15 protein-coding genes are annotated in these 18,029 nt (G+C 47.8%); 12 read left to right on the forward strand and 3 right to left on the reverse strand.

From position 1 onward, the window contains the following. Positions 1–80: 80 nt before the first annotated feature. Complete coding sequence (locus H8B15_RS12015) at positions 81–992, forward strand: glycosyltransferase family 8 protein (RefSeq protein WP_187319934.1); 912 nt, start codon at positions 81–83, stop codon at positions 990–992. Here H8B15_RS12015 and H8B15_RS12020 read toward each other — a convergent pair. Continuing rightward, the gene (locus H8B15_RS12020; RefSeq protein WP_187319935.1) at positions 989–2,047 is read right to left on the reverse strand and encodes a glycosyltransferase; all 1,059 of its coding nucleotides are present in this window, start codon (positions 2,045–2,047) and stop codon (positions 989–991) included. The two genes, H8B15_RS12015 and H8B15_RS12020, sit on opposite strands and share 4 nt — an antisense overlap. Before the next feature lie 477 nt (positions 2,048–2,524). Between H8B15_RS12020 and H8B15_RS12025 the strand changes: the two genes are divergently transcribed. From H8B15_RS12025 to H8B15_RS12050, 6 genes are all read left to right on the forward strand, one after another. After that, positions 2,525–3,052, forward strand: a complete 528-nt coding sequence (locus H8B15_RS12025; RefSeq protein ID WP_187319936.1) for a serine O-acetyltransferase — start codon at positions 2,525–2,527, stop codon at positions 3,050–3,052. A 225-nt stretch (positions 3,053–3,277) separates the two neighbouring features. Then, a complete protein-coding gene (locus tag H8B15_RS12030) occupies positions 3,278–4,450 on the forward strand; it encodes a glycosyltransferase family 4 protein (RefSeq protein ID WP_187319937.1) in 1,173 nt (390 codons plus the stop codon). Positions 4,451–4,532: 82 nt separating this feature from the next. Next, positions 4,533–5,741, forward strand: coding sequence for a glycosyltransferase family 4 protein (locus H8B15_RS12035; protein ID WP_187319938.1), 1,209 nt, complete (start codon positions 4,533–4,535; stop codon positions 5,739–5,741). 75 nt (positions 5,742–5,816) lie between these two features. Continuing rightward, complete coding sequence (locus H8B15_RS12040; RefSeq protein ID WP_187319939.1) at positions 5,817–7,070, forward strand: glycosyltransferase; 1,254 nt, start codon at positions 5,817–5,819, stop codon at positions 7,068–7,070. After that, entirely contained in the window at positions 7,071–8,234 is a 1,164-nt protein-coding gene (locus H8B15_RS12045; RefSeq protein ID WP_187319940.1) for a glycosyltransferase family 4 protein, read from the forward strand. A gap of 9 nt (positions 8,235–8,243) precedes the next feature. Then, positions 8,244–9,311, forward strand: a complete 1,068-nt coding sequence (locus H8B15_RS12050; RefSeq protein WP_187319941.1) for a glycosyltransferase — start codon at positions 8,244–8,246, stop codon at positions 9,309–9,311. On the opposite strand, the gene H8B15_RS12055 is transcribed toward H8B15_RS12050, so the two are convergent. Both H8B15_RS12055 and H8B15_RS12060 read right to left on the reverse strand, forming a co-directional pair. Next, positions 9,263–10,633, reverse strand: a complete 1,371-nt coding sequence (locus tag H8B15_RS12055; protein ID WP_187319942.1) for a hypothetical protein — start codon at positions 10,631–10,633, stop codon at positions 9,263–9,265. The two genes, H8B15_RS12050 and H8B15_RS12055, sit on opposite strands and share 49 nt — an antisense overlap. A gap of 10 nt (positions 10,634–10,643) precedes the next feature. Beyond that, positions 10,644–11,861, reverse strand: coding sequence for a tol-pal system protein YbgF (locus H8B15_RS12060; protein ID WP_246455418.1), 1,218 nt, complete (start codon positions 11,859–11,861; stop codon positions 10,644–10,646). A gap of 134 nt (positions 11,862–11,995) precedes the next feature. Here H8B15_RS12060 and H8B15_RS12065 point away from each other — a divergent pair, with 134 nt between their 5' ends. From H8B15_RS12065 to obgE, 5 genes are all read left to right on the forward strand, one after another. Then, the gene (locus tag H8B15_RS12065) at positions 11,996–12,910 is read left to right on the forward strand and encodes a M20/M25/M40 family metallo-hydrolase (protein WP_187319944.1); all 915 of its coding nucleotides are present in this window, start codon (positions 11,996–11,998) and stop codon (positions 12,908–12,910) included. A 119-nt stretch (positions 12,911–13,029) separates the two neighbouring features. Continuing rightward, the gene (locus H8B15_RS12070) at positions 13,030–15,264 is read left to right on the forward strand and encodes a sodium-translocating pyrophosphatase (RefSeq protein WP_246455422.1); all 2,235 of its coding nucleotides are present in this window, start codon (positions 13,030–13,032) and stop codon (positions 15,262–15,264) included. A 222-nt stretch (positions 15,265–15,486) separates the two neighbouring features. Next, a complete protein-coding gene (gene hpt, locus H8B15_RS12075) occupies positions 15,487–16,026 on the forward strand; it encodes a hypoxanthine phosphoribosyltransferase (RefSeq protein WP_187319945.1) in 540 nt (179 codons plus the stop codon). A gap of 87 nt (positions 16,027–16,113) precedes the next feature. Further along, entirely contained in the window at positions 16,114–16,734 is a 621-nt protein-coding gene (locus tag H8B15_RS12080; protein WP_187319946.1) for an adenylate kinase, read from the forward strand. Positions 16,735–16,953: 219 nt separating this feature from the next. Beyond that, the gene (gene obgE, locus H8B15_RS12085; protein WP_187319947.1) at positions 16,954–17,952 is read left to right on the forward strand and encodes a GTPase ObgE; all 999 of its coding nucleotides are present in this window, start codon (positions 16,954–16,956) and stop codon (positions 17,950–17,952) included. Positions 17,953–18,029 lie beyond the last annotated feature (77 nt).

Raw genomic sequence — 18,029 nt, forward strand, 5'->3', positions numbered from 1 at the left:
TAACAGCACTGCTTGCAAGCGCGAAAACGTCTGTTGATATAGATAGCGCGCTTTTTTCACTTACTCTAATTTTCGAGCACATGCATATAGCTATTTCTTTTGATCAGAATTTTATAACACCAACTTATGTATTCCTAACCTCTGTATTTAATAATAATCAGCATGAAAAAATTTTCTTTCATGCTATAGCTACTGGAGTATCAGATAAAGATAAACAAGATATTGAAGACTATATTCAGCAGCATGGGGCAGAAATAGAATATTATAATATTGATGATAAAAACCTAACAAATTTAATTATTCCAGAGCATTCTTATTTTACAGTAGCTACATATTACCGTTTGTTTTTTCCATCATTAGTACCAGCGCATGTAGAACAGTTGTTGTATATTGATACGGACACAGTAGTGGTAGGAAACCTTAAGGACTTGTATTTAACTGATGTGCGTCCTTATCCGGCGGGAGCAGTATTAGATACTGTGGTAGCTGTTCGCCCTGATTTAGGTATAGATGAGTTAGGGTATTATTTTAATGCTGGAGTACTATTAATAAATATACCTATTTGGAAAGAGCAAAAGATATCAGAAAAATCTATTCAATTTTTAGTTGATTATCCCGAAAAAATAAAGTGGGTAGATCAAGATGCGCTAAATGCAGTGCTTTATCGCAATGTATATAAGTTAGCTGGAGGATACAATGTGACTTTCTATGATATACCAAAGGACTTGCCACGTAAAAAATATAAAGAATTTATCTCTGACAAATACATTATTCATTATACAACAGGCCTGCATAAGCCATGGTCTATATTAGGAGAAAATAAATTTAGATATGTATATCATGATTATTTAAAAAAATCTCCGAAGAGTAAAGAAAGAAAGTATAAGAATTACAAAGTAGATATAAAATCAGCTTCTTTTTTTGTTAAAGTTAGAATTTTAGAATATCTATATGACTATCCAATGATCATAAAATTATTAAAGAGACGTTAGTGTATCTCTTTTTTAAATTCAGGAGATATCCATTGTTGCTTTGGTAGATTGCGATAGATCTGTTTTACCTTGCTATGGTTTTGTAATAAGCTAGTAAGAAAGCCAAAGTGGTTAGAAAAATCAGCTCGTGTTCTATGATAATTTCCTTTGAATAGGGAAGTAAATAGTGAAAATATATCCTTTATTATTAAATATACAGCGCTTATATAAAGCCAATGAATACCTTTCTTGAATCGGTTGGTTTGTTTTAGCATTAATAGCTTATAGGGAGTTAAAAAAGGGAAAGTAATACCAAAGCTGTTGTTCAATCTCTTAAAGTAATTCCAGTTGATGCGGCCCGTTGGCATGAAGTGTTGAAATTGCAGCCGCTCATCATAGTGAATCTCACCGCCTGACAGGATAATAGCATAGCAAAGCTCTACGTCTTCTCCTGCTCCCAAACTCTTTGCTGTTCGGCCAGAGAGTAACTTCTGAAAGCCATTGGATAGTATAGCATCTATGGCTGATTTTCTAAATATAGCACCGGCTGTATAAACGAATCCTCTTTCTAAACTAACGGGGCCACTAGGATTAGGCCCTTGTCCTCCAACTGCATAGGCAGCTTGTAATGATTCAAACCAGAGAGGGGGAGGTGTTTCACAAACTGCAATACCGCAGCCACCTAACCCTGCAATATTCTTATTTTGGATCATGATATCATAGGCCAGATCAAGATAGTTTGGATTGAGCCAATTATCATCGTCACAGAAAAGAAGAAAAGCATGCCTTACATTTGCCATTCCCATCTCTCGGGCATGTCCTGTACCAGGTATAGGTTGAAGTAGTACACGCATTGGGGCTGGAGAATTATACTTAGACCACTCTGTAACAGCTATATGACTTGTGGCATCTGTCGAAGCATTATCTACAATGATTACTTCCCACGCAAGATTAGGATATTTGCTAAATTGCTGATTAGCTAAATGCTCTAATGTCTCAGGGAGCCTCTTACCACTGTTATAACAACAAATGATAACCGAAATTCCTGCAGGGTATTTGGTGTCTGATAATGACATAATGTTGAAAGCATATTTGCTAAAGCAAAGTTAGTTCTCTTTACAGAATAGGCTAGTTAAGCATTGGAATTTCCAGATTATTTGTCAATGATCTTGCTAGGAGGTATCGTAAATCTGTAGATTTATTAGATTAGTTAAAAATAATATTGATATAGTATAATTATAAAAAGTTTAGAAATTATATTCATGATTTTATACATAACGAGACAGCTTGATTGAGATTCTTTGGATCATATACAAACCTGCATTTGTAATGTAGTTAAGCTAATGCATATAGCTTGTCAATAACATGCTCTGGTTTAACTACATAAGCTCTATAACTAGATTCTTATAATAGGATAAACTATTATAATTAGTAATGATTGTTTCCTTAGTTATTTAAGTGATTAGTGTGCATAGAAGTTTTACTGTTTATTTGCAATCGTTTTAATACTTAGGTGACGTACTTTTAAGCTCCTGCTTAAGAAAGTGAATAATATGAGCTTTGCCAAATTTGTCATGCAGGATCGTAAGGCCAATTGGCATAATGCGACGAAAGGAAAATATGTTGTAGTACTTTTTAGGATTGCACAGTACATTAATAATAGTAAATTATTATCTATAATATTATTTTGGTATCAGCCTCTATATAGGCTGTTTGTTCATTGGATATTGTGTGTTGAGCTTTATCCAGCTAGCCAGATAGGTGAAGGTTTAGTATTGTGGCATGTTCACTCCTTAGTCGTTCATCCTGCAACGAAAATAGGAAAGGGTTGCTCACTTAGACAAACTACTACTATTGGTACTAAAAAGGATAAGGATGGGTCAATCAATCAGAATGCGCCTATAATTGGTGACAATGTCGATATAGGCGCTAATTCTATAATCATCGGCCCTGTTGTTATTGGGGATAATGTTATTATTGGTGCAGGATCTGTAGTAGTTAAAGATATTCCAAGCCATGCGATAGTTGCAGGTAATCCAGCTAGAATTATAGGAACGAATACATATAATATACATGTTTAATGTATTCTTGTATATAAATTATTCGCATCAAAATATACTGTATGTAATTTATTTGTAATATAAATTTAACGTGTTATAAGTCTAATTATGCAACATTGTTGCTTCAATTGAAGTTATATCGCTATCTGTACATAATATTTATGATGAAAGTAAAATTATTTATATAAGAATATAAAGGTTATATGCTAGAGTAAAGTAGAAACATAAGCGGACAACTGAGTAAATATGAGTCATTCTGATAAACCACTGCATATTGGTTTTCTGACTAGCACCGATCCATTGAATCGTCGTTCATGGTCAGGGGTCCACTATTCTATGTTTCGGGCTGCCGAGCGTAATCTGGGAACAGTGGAAGCATTAGGGCCTGTACCTATGGTCTGGCCGTTGCGGATCGGAGATAATTTAAATCGACGCCTTATAAAGCCTCTTACTGGTAAACGGTATCATTATGCAGCTAATCAGTTGATTGCGCGGCGTTATAGCCAAATTTTTGAACGGCGAATTGGCCAGCATCATTTCGATTTGCTGCTAGCTCCCGCCTCATTTACTGAAATAGCTTATCTGAATACTAAAGTTCCTATTGTTTATTGTGAAGACTCGACACTAGGGCAGCTTATTGATTTTTATCCAGGAATGTCGGGAATGCTGGATATATCAAAGCGCGAACTCAATGCCATTGAGAAAAAGGTCTTAAATAAAGCTGATTTAATCTGTTACTCATCAGTATGGGCTGCACAGTCTGCCATTAATGACTATGGTGCTGATCCTGCCAAAGTAGTAGTAATTCCTTTTGGGGCTAATTATCCTAAACCGCCAACAGCGCAAGAAATTAGTCTACGGGTGCCTAGTGATGTGTGCCGTTTGTTTTTTTTAGGCGGTGAATGGGGGCGAAAGGGTGGTGATATAGCGTATGAAACCTTAGTAAAGTTGACTGACATGGGTGTTAAAGCTGAGCTAACTGTGGTAGGGTGTCAGCCGCCAGATGCACAGCGTTACACGCACCCAGGGTTTCGTACTATCCCTTTTTTAAATATGGGTAACGAAGCAGACTTACAGCAGCTTGATCGACTATTTCGCACGGCTGACTTCTTCCTACTGCCCTCAAGAGCAGAATGTGCTGCTATTGCATTCTGCGATGCAAATTCTTTCGGCGTACCTGTTATAACAACTGACGTGGGAGGAATCAGTAGCTTTATTAAAGAGGGAGAAAATGGAGTGATGCTTCCGCTGTCAGCAACAGGCAAAGATTTTGCGCAAGTAATTAGTGATTTGTTTAAGGATACTGAACGTTATACTCAGATGCGCAAAAGAGCCCGTATCAGGTATGAAGATATTCTAAATTGGGATTCTTGGGCTAGAAGTTTAAAAGATGAGCTGAAAAAGAGAAGCATTATTTAGTCAGCAACAAAAAGGCATCACAAAACTTGTTGCAACAATAAAACTACTGACTGATAAAAAGTGCTTTCATATAGCTGATTCTATGCGCATACTAATTGCTATTGAAGATTTGCGAACAGGTGGTGCACAAGTGTTTGCAATGCGCTTGGCTGAAGCTTTACATAATCATGGCCACCAAGTGTGGCTATATTGTCATTATGCAAACTATATCAACAAAGAACTCCTCCAACGAATAGCTCCTGATATTCCTGTAATAGCGTTTGATGCTGGTTTGCCTGGTCTTGATTGGCTGCTCCTGAAAGCTCAGGGAGCGTTGCGTCGCCTAAAGCTGTCTATCTCACTACGTGAGCAACTCGTAGAAAGGCACTTAAAACGTATTGTACAGCAACTTAATATACAACTTGTTAATAGCCACACTATTAAGTCTGATTATGTGGCAACAGCAGCAACTTCAGGTTTACAGCCAATAGTGCCCGTAGTCATTACTATGCATGGTTGCTATGAGGATTTTTTGCATATGCCCGGCCAGGCAGAAGTCACGTTCAAGTCGAAGCGTGCTTTGGCGCAAACAGCGGGTCTAGTCTATCTTACACAAAAGAACTTAGAGATATTCTCGACACCAGATGTCCGGCCGTTGGCTGACATAGCGCACGCTCAAATCTATAATGGTTTTGAGGGACAATTTTCTACTGTTGATAAACTACCTACACGCGCTCAACTAGACATTAAAGAAGAAGATATTGTCTTCGGTATGGTAGCGCGTGGTATTCAAGAGAAAGGTTGGCAGTATGCGCTTGATTCATTTCACCAAGTGCATCAAGTGCAGCCTGATAGCCACCTCATCCTAGTAGGGGAGAGTGAATATCTGAACAAGTTGAAAGCCGAAAACACCAGTTCAGCTGTGCATTTCATAGGGTTTGCACAGAATCCAATAGATTGGGTACAGCTGTTTGATGTGGGGCTGTTGCCAAGCTATTTTGCTTCGGAGAGCCTACCTAATTCAATTGCAGAATATCTATTCTGCGGGATTCCAGCTGTTGCTACACGTATTGGAGAAATTCCAGCTATGCTGGCAGTGTCAGATGGAGGCGAAGCAGGAATACTACTTGAACAAAATGTCCACGGTCTTACACATCCGGAAGAGCTAACGGCGGCTATGCAACGGTATGCAGACGAGAAGGATTTCTTGGCAGCGCACAAAGTGCTAGCGCGCCAGTGTTTCGAAAAATTTCGAATGGATAAGTGTATAGCTGCTTATGAAAAGCTATTTGCTCAGGTGCAGCCGAGATGAGTAGCGCGGCGTGCTTACTTTTGTTTCGTACTACTGGGTGGCAACTAGTAAAAGCCCGGTGGATCTTAGCACAGCATGAATCCTATTTCCAAGCGTTTACGTCTCCTACTGCTTATTCCTAACCTGGGCCTAGGCGGTGCACAACGCGTTTTTCACGATCATAGCGTAGAACTGGCCAAGCAGCACAACGTCACGGAGGCGGTATTCAACGAAGAAGGGGGAAATATCTATCCAAGTGGCAACGAACAAGTGAGCCTGGGTGTAGGCGGCGGAGGAAATCCATTGGATAAAGTGCGCAACTTTATGCGGCGTGTTACGCGCCTACGCCAACTAAAGCACCGGCTCGGCGCTGATGTGTGTATCAGCCATCTTGAAGGAGCCGATTACGTCAATTTACTTAGCAAGGGCCGGGAAAAGGTGATTTTGTGTATTCACGGCTCTAAGCTACATGATGCCAATATTCGGGGGGCAGCAGGGTGGTTGCGTAAGAAAATTCTAATGCCAGGATTGTATAATCGTGCAGACCGCATAGTAACCGTTAGCCGCGACATCAATCCGGAATTGATTGACGGATTTGGAGTAAAGTCAGAGAAACTATTGACAATCAATAACTTCTTTGAGGTAGCCCAAATTGAAGCCAAAGCGCAGGAACCGCTAACGGCCGCTGAGCAGGCGGTGTATGCAGCGGCACCGGTGCTGGTGACCTCCGGACGTCTTTCTGTACAGAAGAACCAAGCGCCGTTGTTGAACAGCTTTGCCGCTCTGCTACAGCATATGCCAGTTAAATTAGTGTTTGTGGGAGATGGAGAGTTGCGGAATGAGTTAGTAACATACGCGCAGAATCTTGGACTACGAGTGTACGAAGCATGGCATGCACAACCGCTTACGCCTGCCTATGATGTATACTTTATGGGTATGCAGCAGAACCCATTTAAGTATATCAGGCCCGCAACCATCTTCGTATTTCCGTCAGCGTGGGAAGGTTTTCCTATGGCGCTGGGAGAGGCTATGATTTGCGGGGTGACTGTAGTAACCGCTGATTGTCCGACCGGGCCCCGGGAGATTTTAGCGCCTACCACGACTAAGCCGCTTACGCCTATCCGGGCAGCCGAACCAGCTGCGTATGGCATATTGATGCCTATGCTGAACCAGCCAACTACGCTCTCTGCTGATTTGCAGGTGTGGACAAATACACTCGCCAATTTGCTGCATGATCCAGCGGAGCGGAGCCGACTTGGTAAACTAGCGAGTCAACGTATGCAGGATTTCACACGCGAAAAGATTTTTCGGCAGTGGATAGCAGTGATTGAAGAAGTAGCCACACAGTGAATGGGTGAGAATAACAAGCAATCCTCAACGCGCCCCTGTATTCTGGTCGTAGATAATTCGCGTGCCGTAACGGGAGCGTTGAACGCTATGCGAAACGCTACTGGGCAATTGCGAGGACAGTTTATATTTGAATACATAGTACCTACAGGCAGCACAGCCCGAGCGGTGTTGGAGCGGGATGGCTACGCAGTACATGAGCTGCCTTTCGTAGAAATTAGCCGCCGCAAAGAGGATGTATTGCGCTACTTCCCACTGTTGCTACTTAACAGTTGGCGTCTACGCCAGTTAGTACGGCGGCAGGGCGCAAGCATGGTTCACTTAAACGACTTCTACAACCTGACCGGCTACGTTGCGAAAGCCTTTAGTTTAGGGAAGCTGAGGCTAGTAACGCATGTGCGCTTTCTACCTCAAAGCCTACCACAACCACTGGCGCGCACGTGGCGTTGGCTAGCAGAGCGTTTCGCTGATCGGGTGGTGTGTGTGTCGCAGGCAGTACGGTCGTATTTCAGCGAGGCAGAAAAGGTGCAAGTAGTCTTCGATCCGATACCTGAAACAGAGCAATATCCCGTCGCTGTAGTACCCATTTTGCGCCATCCTACTACTGTTGAGCTGCTCTACCTGAGCAACTACATTCCGGGCAAGGGACAAGACCTTGCGCTAGCAGCATTCAAGAAAGCTTATGTGTACAATAAGCAGTTAAGGCTGTCTTTTATAGGTGGAGATATGGGAATGCCTAGAAATAGAGAGTTTCGAGAGCAGTTAGAAAGGGAGGTACAGCAAGATGGTTTAAAGCAAATAGTCTCATTCGGCAGCTTTGTAACAGATGTAGAAAAGGCTATGAAAGCAGCGGACATCGTACTGAACTTTTCAGAAGCTGAGTCCTTCTCACTGACTTGCTTGGATGCCTTATATTTTGGTATTCCTCTTATTGCCTCTGACTGCGGTGGCCCAGCCGAATTGTTTGAAAATGGGGGCTCTGGTATCTTGGTGCCCAATCGGGACGTAGGGTCTATGGCTGAAGCTATTATAACGTTAGCTGATGACCCACAAAAAAGAACGCAGTTTGCTGCCGCCAGCCGAATTTTTGTACGACAAAAGTTCAGCCCAGAAGCTACTTATCTACGTTTGGGTAGGCTGTATGCTACCGTTTTGACTAAACAGTAGTCCACACGCATGAAAATTCTTTTTGTTGCGCCTTATCCATTAGGCCAAGCGCCCTCACAGCGTTTTCGCTTCGAGCAGTACTTAGATACTTTAACTGAAAACGGTCATCAATGGCATCTAGCTCCCTTCCTATCGATGGAGACCTGGAAAATTCTGTATAAGCCAGGGCAGACGCTGCGCAAGGCAATTGGGATTGTTGCTGGTTTTCTACGACGGGTAGGGCTGATGTTTACAGTACCACGCTACGATTATGTATTCATTCATCGGGAAGCATCACCTATTGGCCCGCCAGTATTTGAATGGGTGATAGCTAAGCTATTAGGAAAAAGAATCATTTACGATTTTGACGATTCTATCTGGCTACCCAATACATCAGAAGCCAATAAACTGGTAGCAGGCATCAAGTGGCATCATAAGGTAGGAAATATTTGCCGGTGGGCTTACAAAGTCAGCTGTGGCAATGAGTACCTGCGTGCATATGCTCAACAATTTAATAAACAGTCTATTGTCAATCCAACAACGATTGATACGGTGCATTTGCACAATCAGGTGCGCGATCAGCAGGTAGGAGACAGGCTAGTTATTGGCTGGACAGGTACTCACTCTACCTTGAAGTATCTACATCAGATAGTGCCGGTGCTAGCGAAATTAGAGCAAGAATATGATTTTGAATTTCGGGTAATATCCAACCAGCCACCTGCACTTCCTCTACAATCGTTGGTATACCAACCTTGGCGAAAAGAAACAGAAATTGCCGATTTATTAGCCTTCCACGTTGGGGTGATGCCGTTGGAAGATGACCCCTGGGCACAGGGCAAATGTGCTTTTAAAGCGCTACAATATATGGCCCTAGGCGAGCCAGCTTTAGTTTCGCCAGTAGGTATGAACACTGAAGTGGTAGTCGACGGTATGAACGGCAATATATGTGCTACCCCACAGGAATGGGAAACAGCATTGCGCCAACTAATGCGCGATGCAGACGTGCGTGCCCGTATGGGTAGAGCTGCTCGGCGCACAATAGAGCAGCGTTATTCCGTAACAGCTAATTGCCGCAACTTCCTAGGATTGTTCAGTTGAGGTTGATTAAGGCGTGCTTTACGCTTTGCACTAGCCATAAACTGCATAATATAGAGTGCAGCCAAATAAAAAGGCATCAGAGGAATCTTGTAGCGTACCAGCGTACCAAAATTGCCACTATTGGTGCCTACTCCAATAGCTAATACTATTGAAAAGAGAAAGCAGAACGTGAGAATAGGTTGCGAAGCAATCAATTGTAAACTCTTTATAACGCCAGTTTTATAAAACAGATTAACAGTTAGGTATAGAAACAGTGCTGCTTCCAGTGCTGATAAAAGCATAACTGGGTTGCGGGCTTCAAACAAGAAGGGTCGGAAAAGGCTGACCACTACCGCTTGAGGCGCCACCTTTACCATTGAACCTAAGGAGCCATCAAAGGAGCCAATATTATAAGCTGAACCATTGGCTACCTGCGAGGTGAGGTACTCGGAATTGATTTTAGTACGTTCTCCAATCTTCTCTACATCATACTTAGCATCACCTTCAGTGAGCTGGGTAGCCCCAATGTAGCCTGCACCTAAACCTAGCAGTAAGAAAAAAGGCTTTAGCAGCATACGAGCCGCAGCCGACTTGATACGGCGGTTATTCTCGTTGAATATCCAAAGTAGGGCAGGCGGTAGAAAGGAGAGTAGAATATACACTTTAACGGAAATCAATAAATAGACTCCAAGCAATCCTACCAAAGCGGAGAAGATGATTTGTCGTTTGAGAATAGCTGTATGGTAAAATCCATAAAATACCCATCCTAACGCTCCAATACAAATTGAATCTTTCATGAGGCCAGAGCCCCAGAAAAAGACAGAAGGTAGGAAGAAGATGGCAATAGCTAGCTTTTTGTAGGCCAGCGGATAAATACGTAGGAATGTGAGATACATAGCCCACATGCCGCTGAAGCTCATAGCTGCAAAAAATAACCCAATGACGGTGTACGTATCAAAGCAAAATAGACCAAAAAAAGCAGCGATGCGAACTACCGCGTATTCAGTACTGGCATGATACCAATACAAACGGCCTGCGTATAGAGCAACATCCGGATTGTAGCCTTCTGTAGAACCAAAAATAAGTTGCAGGCCCGCTGATGGCGAGTTTAGAAAGGCTTCATAAATGATCTGCGTATGATAGTGGTAGTTAAACGTATCCCCCCCACCATAGTAAAACTGATATATCAATCCCAGCGCAATAGCTCCTAGAAACTTCAACGACAGTGCCGGAATGAAGTATTTCTTTGTGAGCACGTTGGTATATTTCTTACGCACTGAAAACGCAATGCCGTAGAAAATAGCCAAGTAGATAGGCGTTAGCAACAGATCCTTCAGCTCCATACCAACGGGGTTATTTATGATTTTTTAGGTAGGCCTTCGCCTCGCGGTACTGATCCGATTTGCGGCTAGCCTTGTCAGCAACTACGGTGTAGTATTTTTTAGCAGCGGCTACATCTTTCGCCTTATCGGCCATACGGGCCAGGTTGATGTGGGAGTAGATGTAGAAGCCGCCCGAAGTTTCGCCTGTGCCTTCGGCGAATACAATGCAACGCTGGTAGTAGTCCTTGGCTTTGGCTAAGTCGCTGTACTTATTCTGCATCAGCCAGCCCAAGAAATAGGTGGCGTAGCGGCCGCTGATGAATTCATAGCCCGGAAACCCCCGATTGATTTTATCCAGAATCTCTCGGCTCACTCGCTCGCTTTCCTTGAACTCGCCTTGGTGAAAACAATTGAGCGCGTAGAAACGCTGAAAATAGCCATTATCGGGATAGTTGGTGGCTAGGTAGCGCGCGAGGGGAAGAGCAGCCGCGGGGTCGTTTTCCTCATTGTAGAGGATCTTCATCAAGAAAAACTTGGCTTCGGTGCCCGTGTAAAAACCGTTGTCGGCTACGCTGCGCAATTGTTTGAGGCCCAAGGCTCGGTCGCCTTTTGGGAAGAATAGCAAAACGGGACGTAGCAGCTTATATTCTTCGGAAATCCAAACGGCGTAGTAGTTGAACAGCGCCTGTCCGAACAAAAATTCTGGGCTGAGGCCGTTGGCTTCCTTGCTGATTTGCAGGTAGTCCAGCGCGTGTTTGCTGCTGAAGGTAGCCTTGCGCCAGTCCTTCCGCTCGGCGTGCAGGCGGGCATTGAAGCCGTAGGCAGCGGAAAGGAAAAAGCAGGCTTCGTAATTCTTATTGTCAGCCTCATACATTTTCTCGCCTACCGTAATGGCCGAGTCCATGTAGGCAAAGAACAACTTATCGTACTGTGTGGTTTGCACGTTGGTCGGTACAATTTTCCACCAGGTGCTCAGGCCCATCAGGAAGTAGGGCATGGGATGGGTAGGGTAGCGCCGCCGCAAAGACCGGAACTGCTTTTCGGCCTTGTCGTACTTGAAATTGTACATATTCTGTATGGCCCCCTCCAGCTCCAGCTGAATGTCGCGGTCCAGCAACAGCCAGCCTTTGGTGTCTACCGCGCCGGGCAACACGTCCACGTTTTCTACCTGAATATTGCGGATGGGAGCCGGTACGCGGGAAGTGTCGGGACGTTGCGCTGAGGCCAGGAAGGGCAACAGAAGCAACAACAGAAGAAAATAACGTGGGTGGGTCATGGGCACGGATACGAACACAGACAATGGGTACGGTAAACCAGTCAGTATTCAACGAATAAGCTAAAGTATATCTTTTGCCCTAGTTTCGAATTAACAACCTACACTTCATGCAACTTCTACGAACTCTGTGCCACATACCGGCACCTTCTGGCCACGAAACACGGCTCACCGAATTTTTGCTCCGATACATTGCCACAGAGCAGAAAAACTGGCAAACTACTCCGCAAGTGCTGGCCGGTGAGCAATTCCAGGATTGCATCATCCTCGTGTTTGGACAGCCCCGCACTGCCGTTTTCGCCCACTTAGATAGTATCGGCTTCACGGTGCGCTACGGCCGGCAACTCGTGCGTATTGGTGGCCCCGACGTGGAACCCGGCTACCGCCTGGTAGGCGAAGACACACAAGGGCCTATCGATTGCACGCTGACAGTTGATGAGGAAACCGGCGCATTAGGCTATGAGTTCACCCGCGACATTGAACGCGGTACGGAACTCACATTCTTCTGCGACTTTCGTGAGACGGAAACCACTGTGCAAAGCTGCTACCTCGACAACCGCCTGGGTGTGTGGAATGCCCTGCGCCTGTGCGAAACGCTGGAGCATGGCATTGTGGTATTTAGCTGCTGGGAGGAGCACGGCGGCGGCTCGGTGGCCTACTTGGCTAAGTATATTTATGAAACCTACGGGGTACGCCAAGCCCTGATTTCGGACATCACCTGGGTGACGGAGGGAGTGCGGCCCGGTGAGGGCGTAGCCATTTCTCTGCGCGACTCTCTAATTCCGCGCCGTGCCTATGTAGACCGCATCCGGCAGATTGCAGCGGCTTCAGGCATACCGCATCAGCTAGAGGTAGAAGGCGCCGGCGGCTCCGATGCCAAGGAGCTGCAACACGCCGATGCGCCCTGGGACTGGTGCTTTGTGGGAGCCCCCGAAGACAACGTACACTCGCCCGACGAAATCGTGGATAAGCGTGATATCGAGAGTATGCTGGCGCTGTACCAGGTGCTGATGCGGGAATTGTAGGGTAGGAGGCAAACCGGGCCTGAGGGCTTGATTATTAAGGGATAAAAGGTATTTTACCAACCCGTTTGGCTTCGGCCGGCGGGTTGTTCTTTTCTTCCCACCCTCTCACTCCACCCACTATGCTGTTCCTTTACCTGGTGCCCGGCCTCGGGCTGTTGGCGTTATTGTACACTTGGTTGCGCTCGGGCTGGGTTAGCCGGCAGGATGCTGGCGATGAGCGCATGCGCACTATTGCTGGCTACATTGCCGATGGGGCTATTGCCTTTCTGAAAGCCGAGTATCGCGTCCTGACGTTGTTTGGCCTGATTGCTTCAGCTTTTCTATTCTACTTAGGCAGCACCGGTGAGAAATCCAGCCCCGTAATTGTGCTGGCCTTTATCATTGGGGCGGTTTTCTCGGCGTTGGCGGGCTTCATTGGGATGAAGATTGCCACCAAGGCCAATGTGCGCACGGCCCAGGCGGCGCGCACTAGCCTGAGCAAAGCCCTGAACGTGTCGTTTTCGGGTGGTTCGGTGATGGGTATGGGTGTAGCGGGACTAGCTGTATTGGGGCTGGGGTCGTTGTTTATTGTGTTCTACCAGCTGTTTGTAGTGAGCAAAGGCGGCGGGGCCAATGGCATTGAGATGGAAACTGCGTTGGAGGTGCTCACCGGCTTCTCGCTGGGGGCCGAGAGCATTGCGCTGTTTGCCAGGGTAGGGGGCGGCATCTATACCAAGGCTGCCGACGTGGGCGCCGACCTGGTGGGCAAGGTAGAAGCCGGCATTCCCGAAGACGACCCCCGCAACCCCGCCACCATTGCCGATAACGTGGGCGACAACGTAGGCGATGTAGCCGGCATGGGCGCCGACCTGTTCGGTTCCTACGTGGCAACTATCCTGGCTACCATGGTGCTGGGCCGCGAGGTGGTGGCCACCAATGACCAATTCAACGGCCTGTCGCCCATCCTGCTGCCCATGGTTATTGCCGGGGTAGGGATTGTAGCTTCGCTAGTGGGTATTCTACTGGTGCGGGTGAAAGAGGGCGGCAATGTGCAGGCGGCGCTCAACTTCGGAAACTATGCCTCGGTTATCGTGTCGGGCATCGCCTCATTCTTCATTATCCGCTGGATGCTGCCTGTGGGTGCGCTCGTGATTGGCCGGCCGGGCGCCGCGCCGTTCACTGCCACCGATGTATTCTACGCTGTGGTGGTAGGTCTCGTGGTAGGCACGCTCATGAGCATCATCACGGAGTATTACACCGCTATGGGCAAACGGCCCGTCAATAGCATTGTGCAGCAGAGCAGCACCGGGCACGCCACCACCGTTATTGGCGGGCTGGCTGTGGGCATGGAGTCCACGGTACTACCTATTATTGTGCTGGCCGCCGGCATCATTCTCTCGTATGAGTTTGCTGGCCTCTACGGGGTAGCCATTGCGGCTGCCGGCATGATGGCCACCACCGCCATGCAGCTCGCCATCGACGCCTTCGGCCCCATTGCCGACAACGCCGGCGGCATCGCCGAAATGAGCGAGCTACCTAAAGAAGTGCGCGAACGGACCGATATTCTGGATGCTGTGGGCAATACTACCGCTGCCACCGGCAAAGGCTTTGCTATTGCGTCGGCTGCACTTACCTCGCTGGCGCTGTTTGCGGCGTTTATGGGCACGGCCAATATTTCGGTGATTGATATCAGCAATGCCCGCGTGCTGGCTGGCTTGTTCGTGGGCGCCATGATTCCATTTATCTTCTCGGCCCTGGCAATTTCGGCGGTGGGTAGGGCGGCCATGGCCATGGTGCAGGAAGTGCGGCGGCAGTTCCGCGAAATTCCCGGTATTATGGAAGGCACTGGCCGACCCGAATACGAGAAGTGCGTGGCTATTTCTACCTCGGCTGCCATTCGGGAAATGATGCTGCCGGGCGCCATTGCCCTCATTGTGCCCATCCTCATCGGTTTCACGCTGGGGCCGGAGGTGCTGGGTGGCACGTTGGCGGGCGTCACAGTGAGCGGGGTGCTGATGGCCATGTTCCAGAGCAACGCCGGTGGCGCCTGGGACAATGCCAAAAAGTCCTTTGAGAAAGGTGTGCTGATTGACGGCACGATGGTGTATAAAGGGTCCGACCAGCACAAAGCCTCCGTGACGGGCGACACGGTAGGCGACCCATTCAAAGACACCTCGGGCCCCAGTATGAACATTCTTATCAAGCTCATGAGCATCGTGTCGCTGGTGATTGCCCCGCACATTGCCGCGCCCGGTGGTGCTCCACGCACGCTGACGCCGGCTCTCTCGGTACCAAAAACTGAGTTGGGCGCTCAGCAAGGGGTACGCTTCGCGAGTTATACTCCGGGTCAGGGAGTGAGAAAAAGTGATTTTTAAGTGCAAATCAAGTGTCATGTTGAGCGAAGCGGAACACAGTCGAACCATCGCTACCGTGAGTATTATCTGACGCGATAAAAAAGTGGTAGCGATGGTTCGACTACGCCTCCGGCTTCGCTCAACGTGACACTTGACTTTCCAATTCAACGGCTAAAACTCAACACTCAACCATTCAACCCCTACCTTTGCTAGCGCATTTGCACAGGATTCAACTCTTTCTGGATGCCTACGTCCACTATTTCACTGCACAATAAGCAGTTTGCTCCGTATTTGTCGGCCGCTGAACTGGCTCAGGCCATTCAGCAGCTTGCCACCCGCCTCAACCAGGACTATGCCGGCAAGCAGCCTCTGTTCCTGTCGGTGCTCAACGGCGCGTTCATGTTCACGGCCGACTTGCTAAAATGCATGACCATTGACTGTGAGGTGACGTTCATTCGGGTAGCATCCTACGCTGGCACGGCCAGCACGGGCAGCGTGAAAGAGGTATTGGGGTTGTATGAGGAACTAGCTGATCGACACGTGATTATTCTGGAAGATATCGTGGATACAGGCCATACCATGCGGATGCTGCTGGATACCATAGCGGCCAAAAATCCGGCCTCGTTGGAGGTAGCTACACTGTTCTTAAAGCCCGAGTGTTTGCAGCACGAGTTGGCAGTAGAATACGTTGGCCTGTCAATTCCCAACGACTTCATCGTGGGCTACGGCCTTGATTACGACGGGCTGGGCCGGAACTACCCCGACGTGTACAAAGCGGTGTAACTGCTGCATTAATCGGAGTTGCTCAGCGCAGATTGCCTATCTTGCCACTTTCTTTCACCTTCTGCACTATCCGCGAAACCATTACCCATGCTCAATCTCGTGCTCTTCGGCCCGCCCGGCGCCGGCAAAGGAACGCAAAGCCAAAAGCTGATTGCCCATTACAACCTGGTGCACCTCTCCACCGGCGACCTGCTCCGCGCTCAGATTGCGCAAAGCACTGTGCTGGGTTTGCAGGCCAAAAAGCTGATGGACGAAGGCCTATTGGTACCCGATGAAGTGGTAATCGGCATGATTGACAGCGCCTTGAAAGAGAATGTGCAATCCGGTGGCTTCATCTTCGACGGGTTTCCGCGCACCGTACCGCAGGCCGAAAGCCTCGATGCCCTGCTGGCGCAGCACAACACGCAGGTATCGTGCATGGTAGCGCTGGAAGTAGACGAGCAGGAGCTGGTGAAACGCCTGTTGGAGCGTGGCAAAACCAGCGGCCGCCCCGACGACCAAAACGAAGATAAAATCCGCAAGCGTGTGCAGGTGTACAACACCGAAACCGCTCAGGTGGCCGGCTATTATGCCAACCAGCATAAATTTCACGCCCTCAATGGCATTGGCGCCATCGAGGATATCTTCCAGCAGATCTGCACTGTAGTCGATCAGCACCAGCCTACCTCCGAAAGCAGCCAGCAAGCTACCGACGAAGTAAAAGCGTAACTTTGCGATTCTAATTCGCACAAACCTGTCATCCTGAGCAGCGCGAAGGACCTTATCACGCCAGAACGACCATCGTACCAACGATTCGTCCTGACGTGATAAGGTCCTTCGCTGCGCTCAGGATGACAGTCTTTTTTTACAATACCACAGTTAAAAATCAGAAGAAAAGGAATGCAGCAATTCCTAATTCTTGAATTTTTGACTATTAATTGAAAACCCGTGGCTTCCAACAACTTCATCGACTACGTCAAAATCAACTGCCGCTCGGGTAGGGGCGGGGCTGGTTCGCACCACTTCTTCCGAGCTAAAGGCCTACCCAACGGTGGTCCTGATGGCGGCGACGGTGGCCGGGGCGGCCACATTATCCTGGAAGGCAGCTCCCAGCTCTGGACGCTGCTGCACCTGCAATACCAGAAACACCTGATTGCCAAGCCCGGCGAAAACGGTGGCGAAAACCTGCGCACCGGCGCCCAGGGCGACGATATCGTGATTCAGGTGCCGCTGGGTACCGTGGCTCGCGACGCCGAAACCGGCGAGAAACGCCTGGAAATTACCGAGGATGGCCAGCGCTTAATCCTGACGCCCGGCGGCCGCGGCGGCCTCGGCAACGACCACTTCAAATCGGCTACCAACCAGGCCCCTACCTACGCCCAGCCCGGCGAGCCGGGTATTGATGAATGGATTATCCTGGAGCTGAAGCTGCTGGCCGATGTGGGCCTAGTGGGCCTACCCAACGCCGGCAAGAGCACCCTGCTTTCCGTAGTATCGGCGGCCCGCCCCAAGATTGCCGATTACGCCTTCACTACCCTCGTGCCCAACCTGGGTGTGGTGGCCTATCGTGATTACCAGTCCTTTGTAATGGCCGATATTCCGGGCATTATCGAAGGCGCCGCCGAGGGCAAAGGTTTGGGTACGCGTTTCCTGCGCCACATCGAGCGCAACGCTACCTTGCTGTTCATGATCAGCTGCGACAGCCCCGACATTGCCGCTGAGTACCAGGTGTTGCTGGGCGAGTTGGAGCAATTCAATCCCGAATTGCTGGACAAGAAGCGCCTGCTGGCCATCACCAAATCTGATATGCTGGATGAGGAGCTGGAAGAAGAAATCCGCCAGACCTTACCCACCGATTTGCCTACGGTGTTCATTTCTAGCTTGACGAATAAGAATATTCAAAAGCTGAAGGATATGATTTGGGCGCAGTTGCATGCGAAAGAGTAGGGGCAGATGCATAGATGTTTCTGTGCCAAACTGACAGCCAAATCTGCTTTGGCAAACTCCTTGCGCCCGAGTGCTTG

The organism is Hymenobacter citatus, assembly GCF_014333615.1.
GTDB classification, from domain to species: domain Bacteria; phylum Bacteroidota; class Bacteroidia; order Cytophagales; family Hymenobacteraceae; genus Hymenobacter; species Hymenobacter citatus.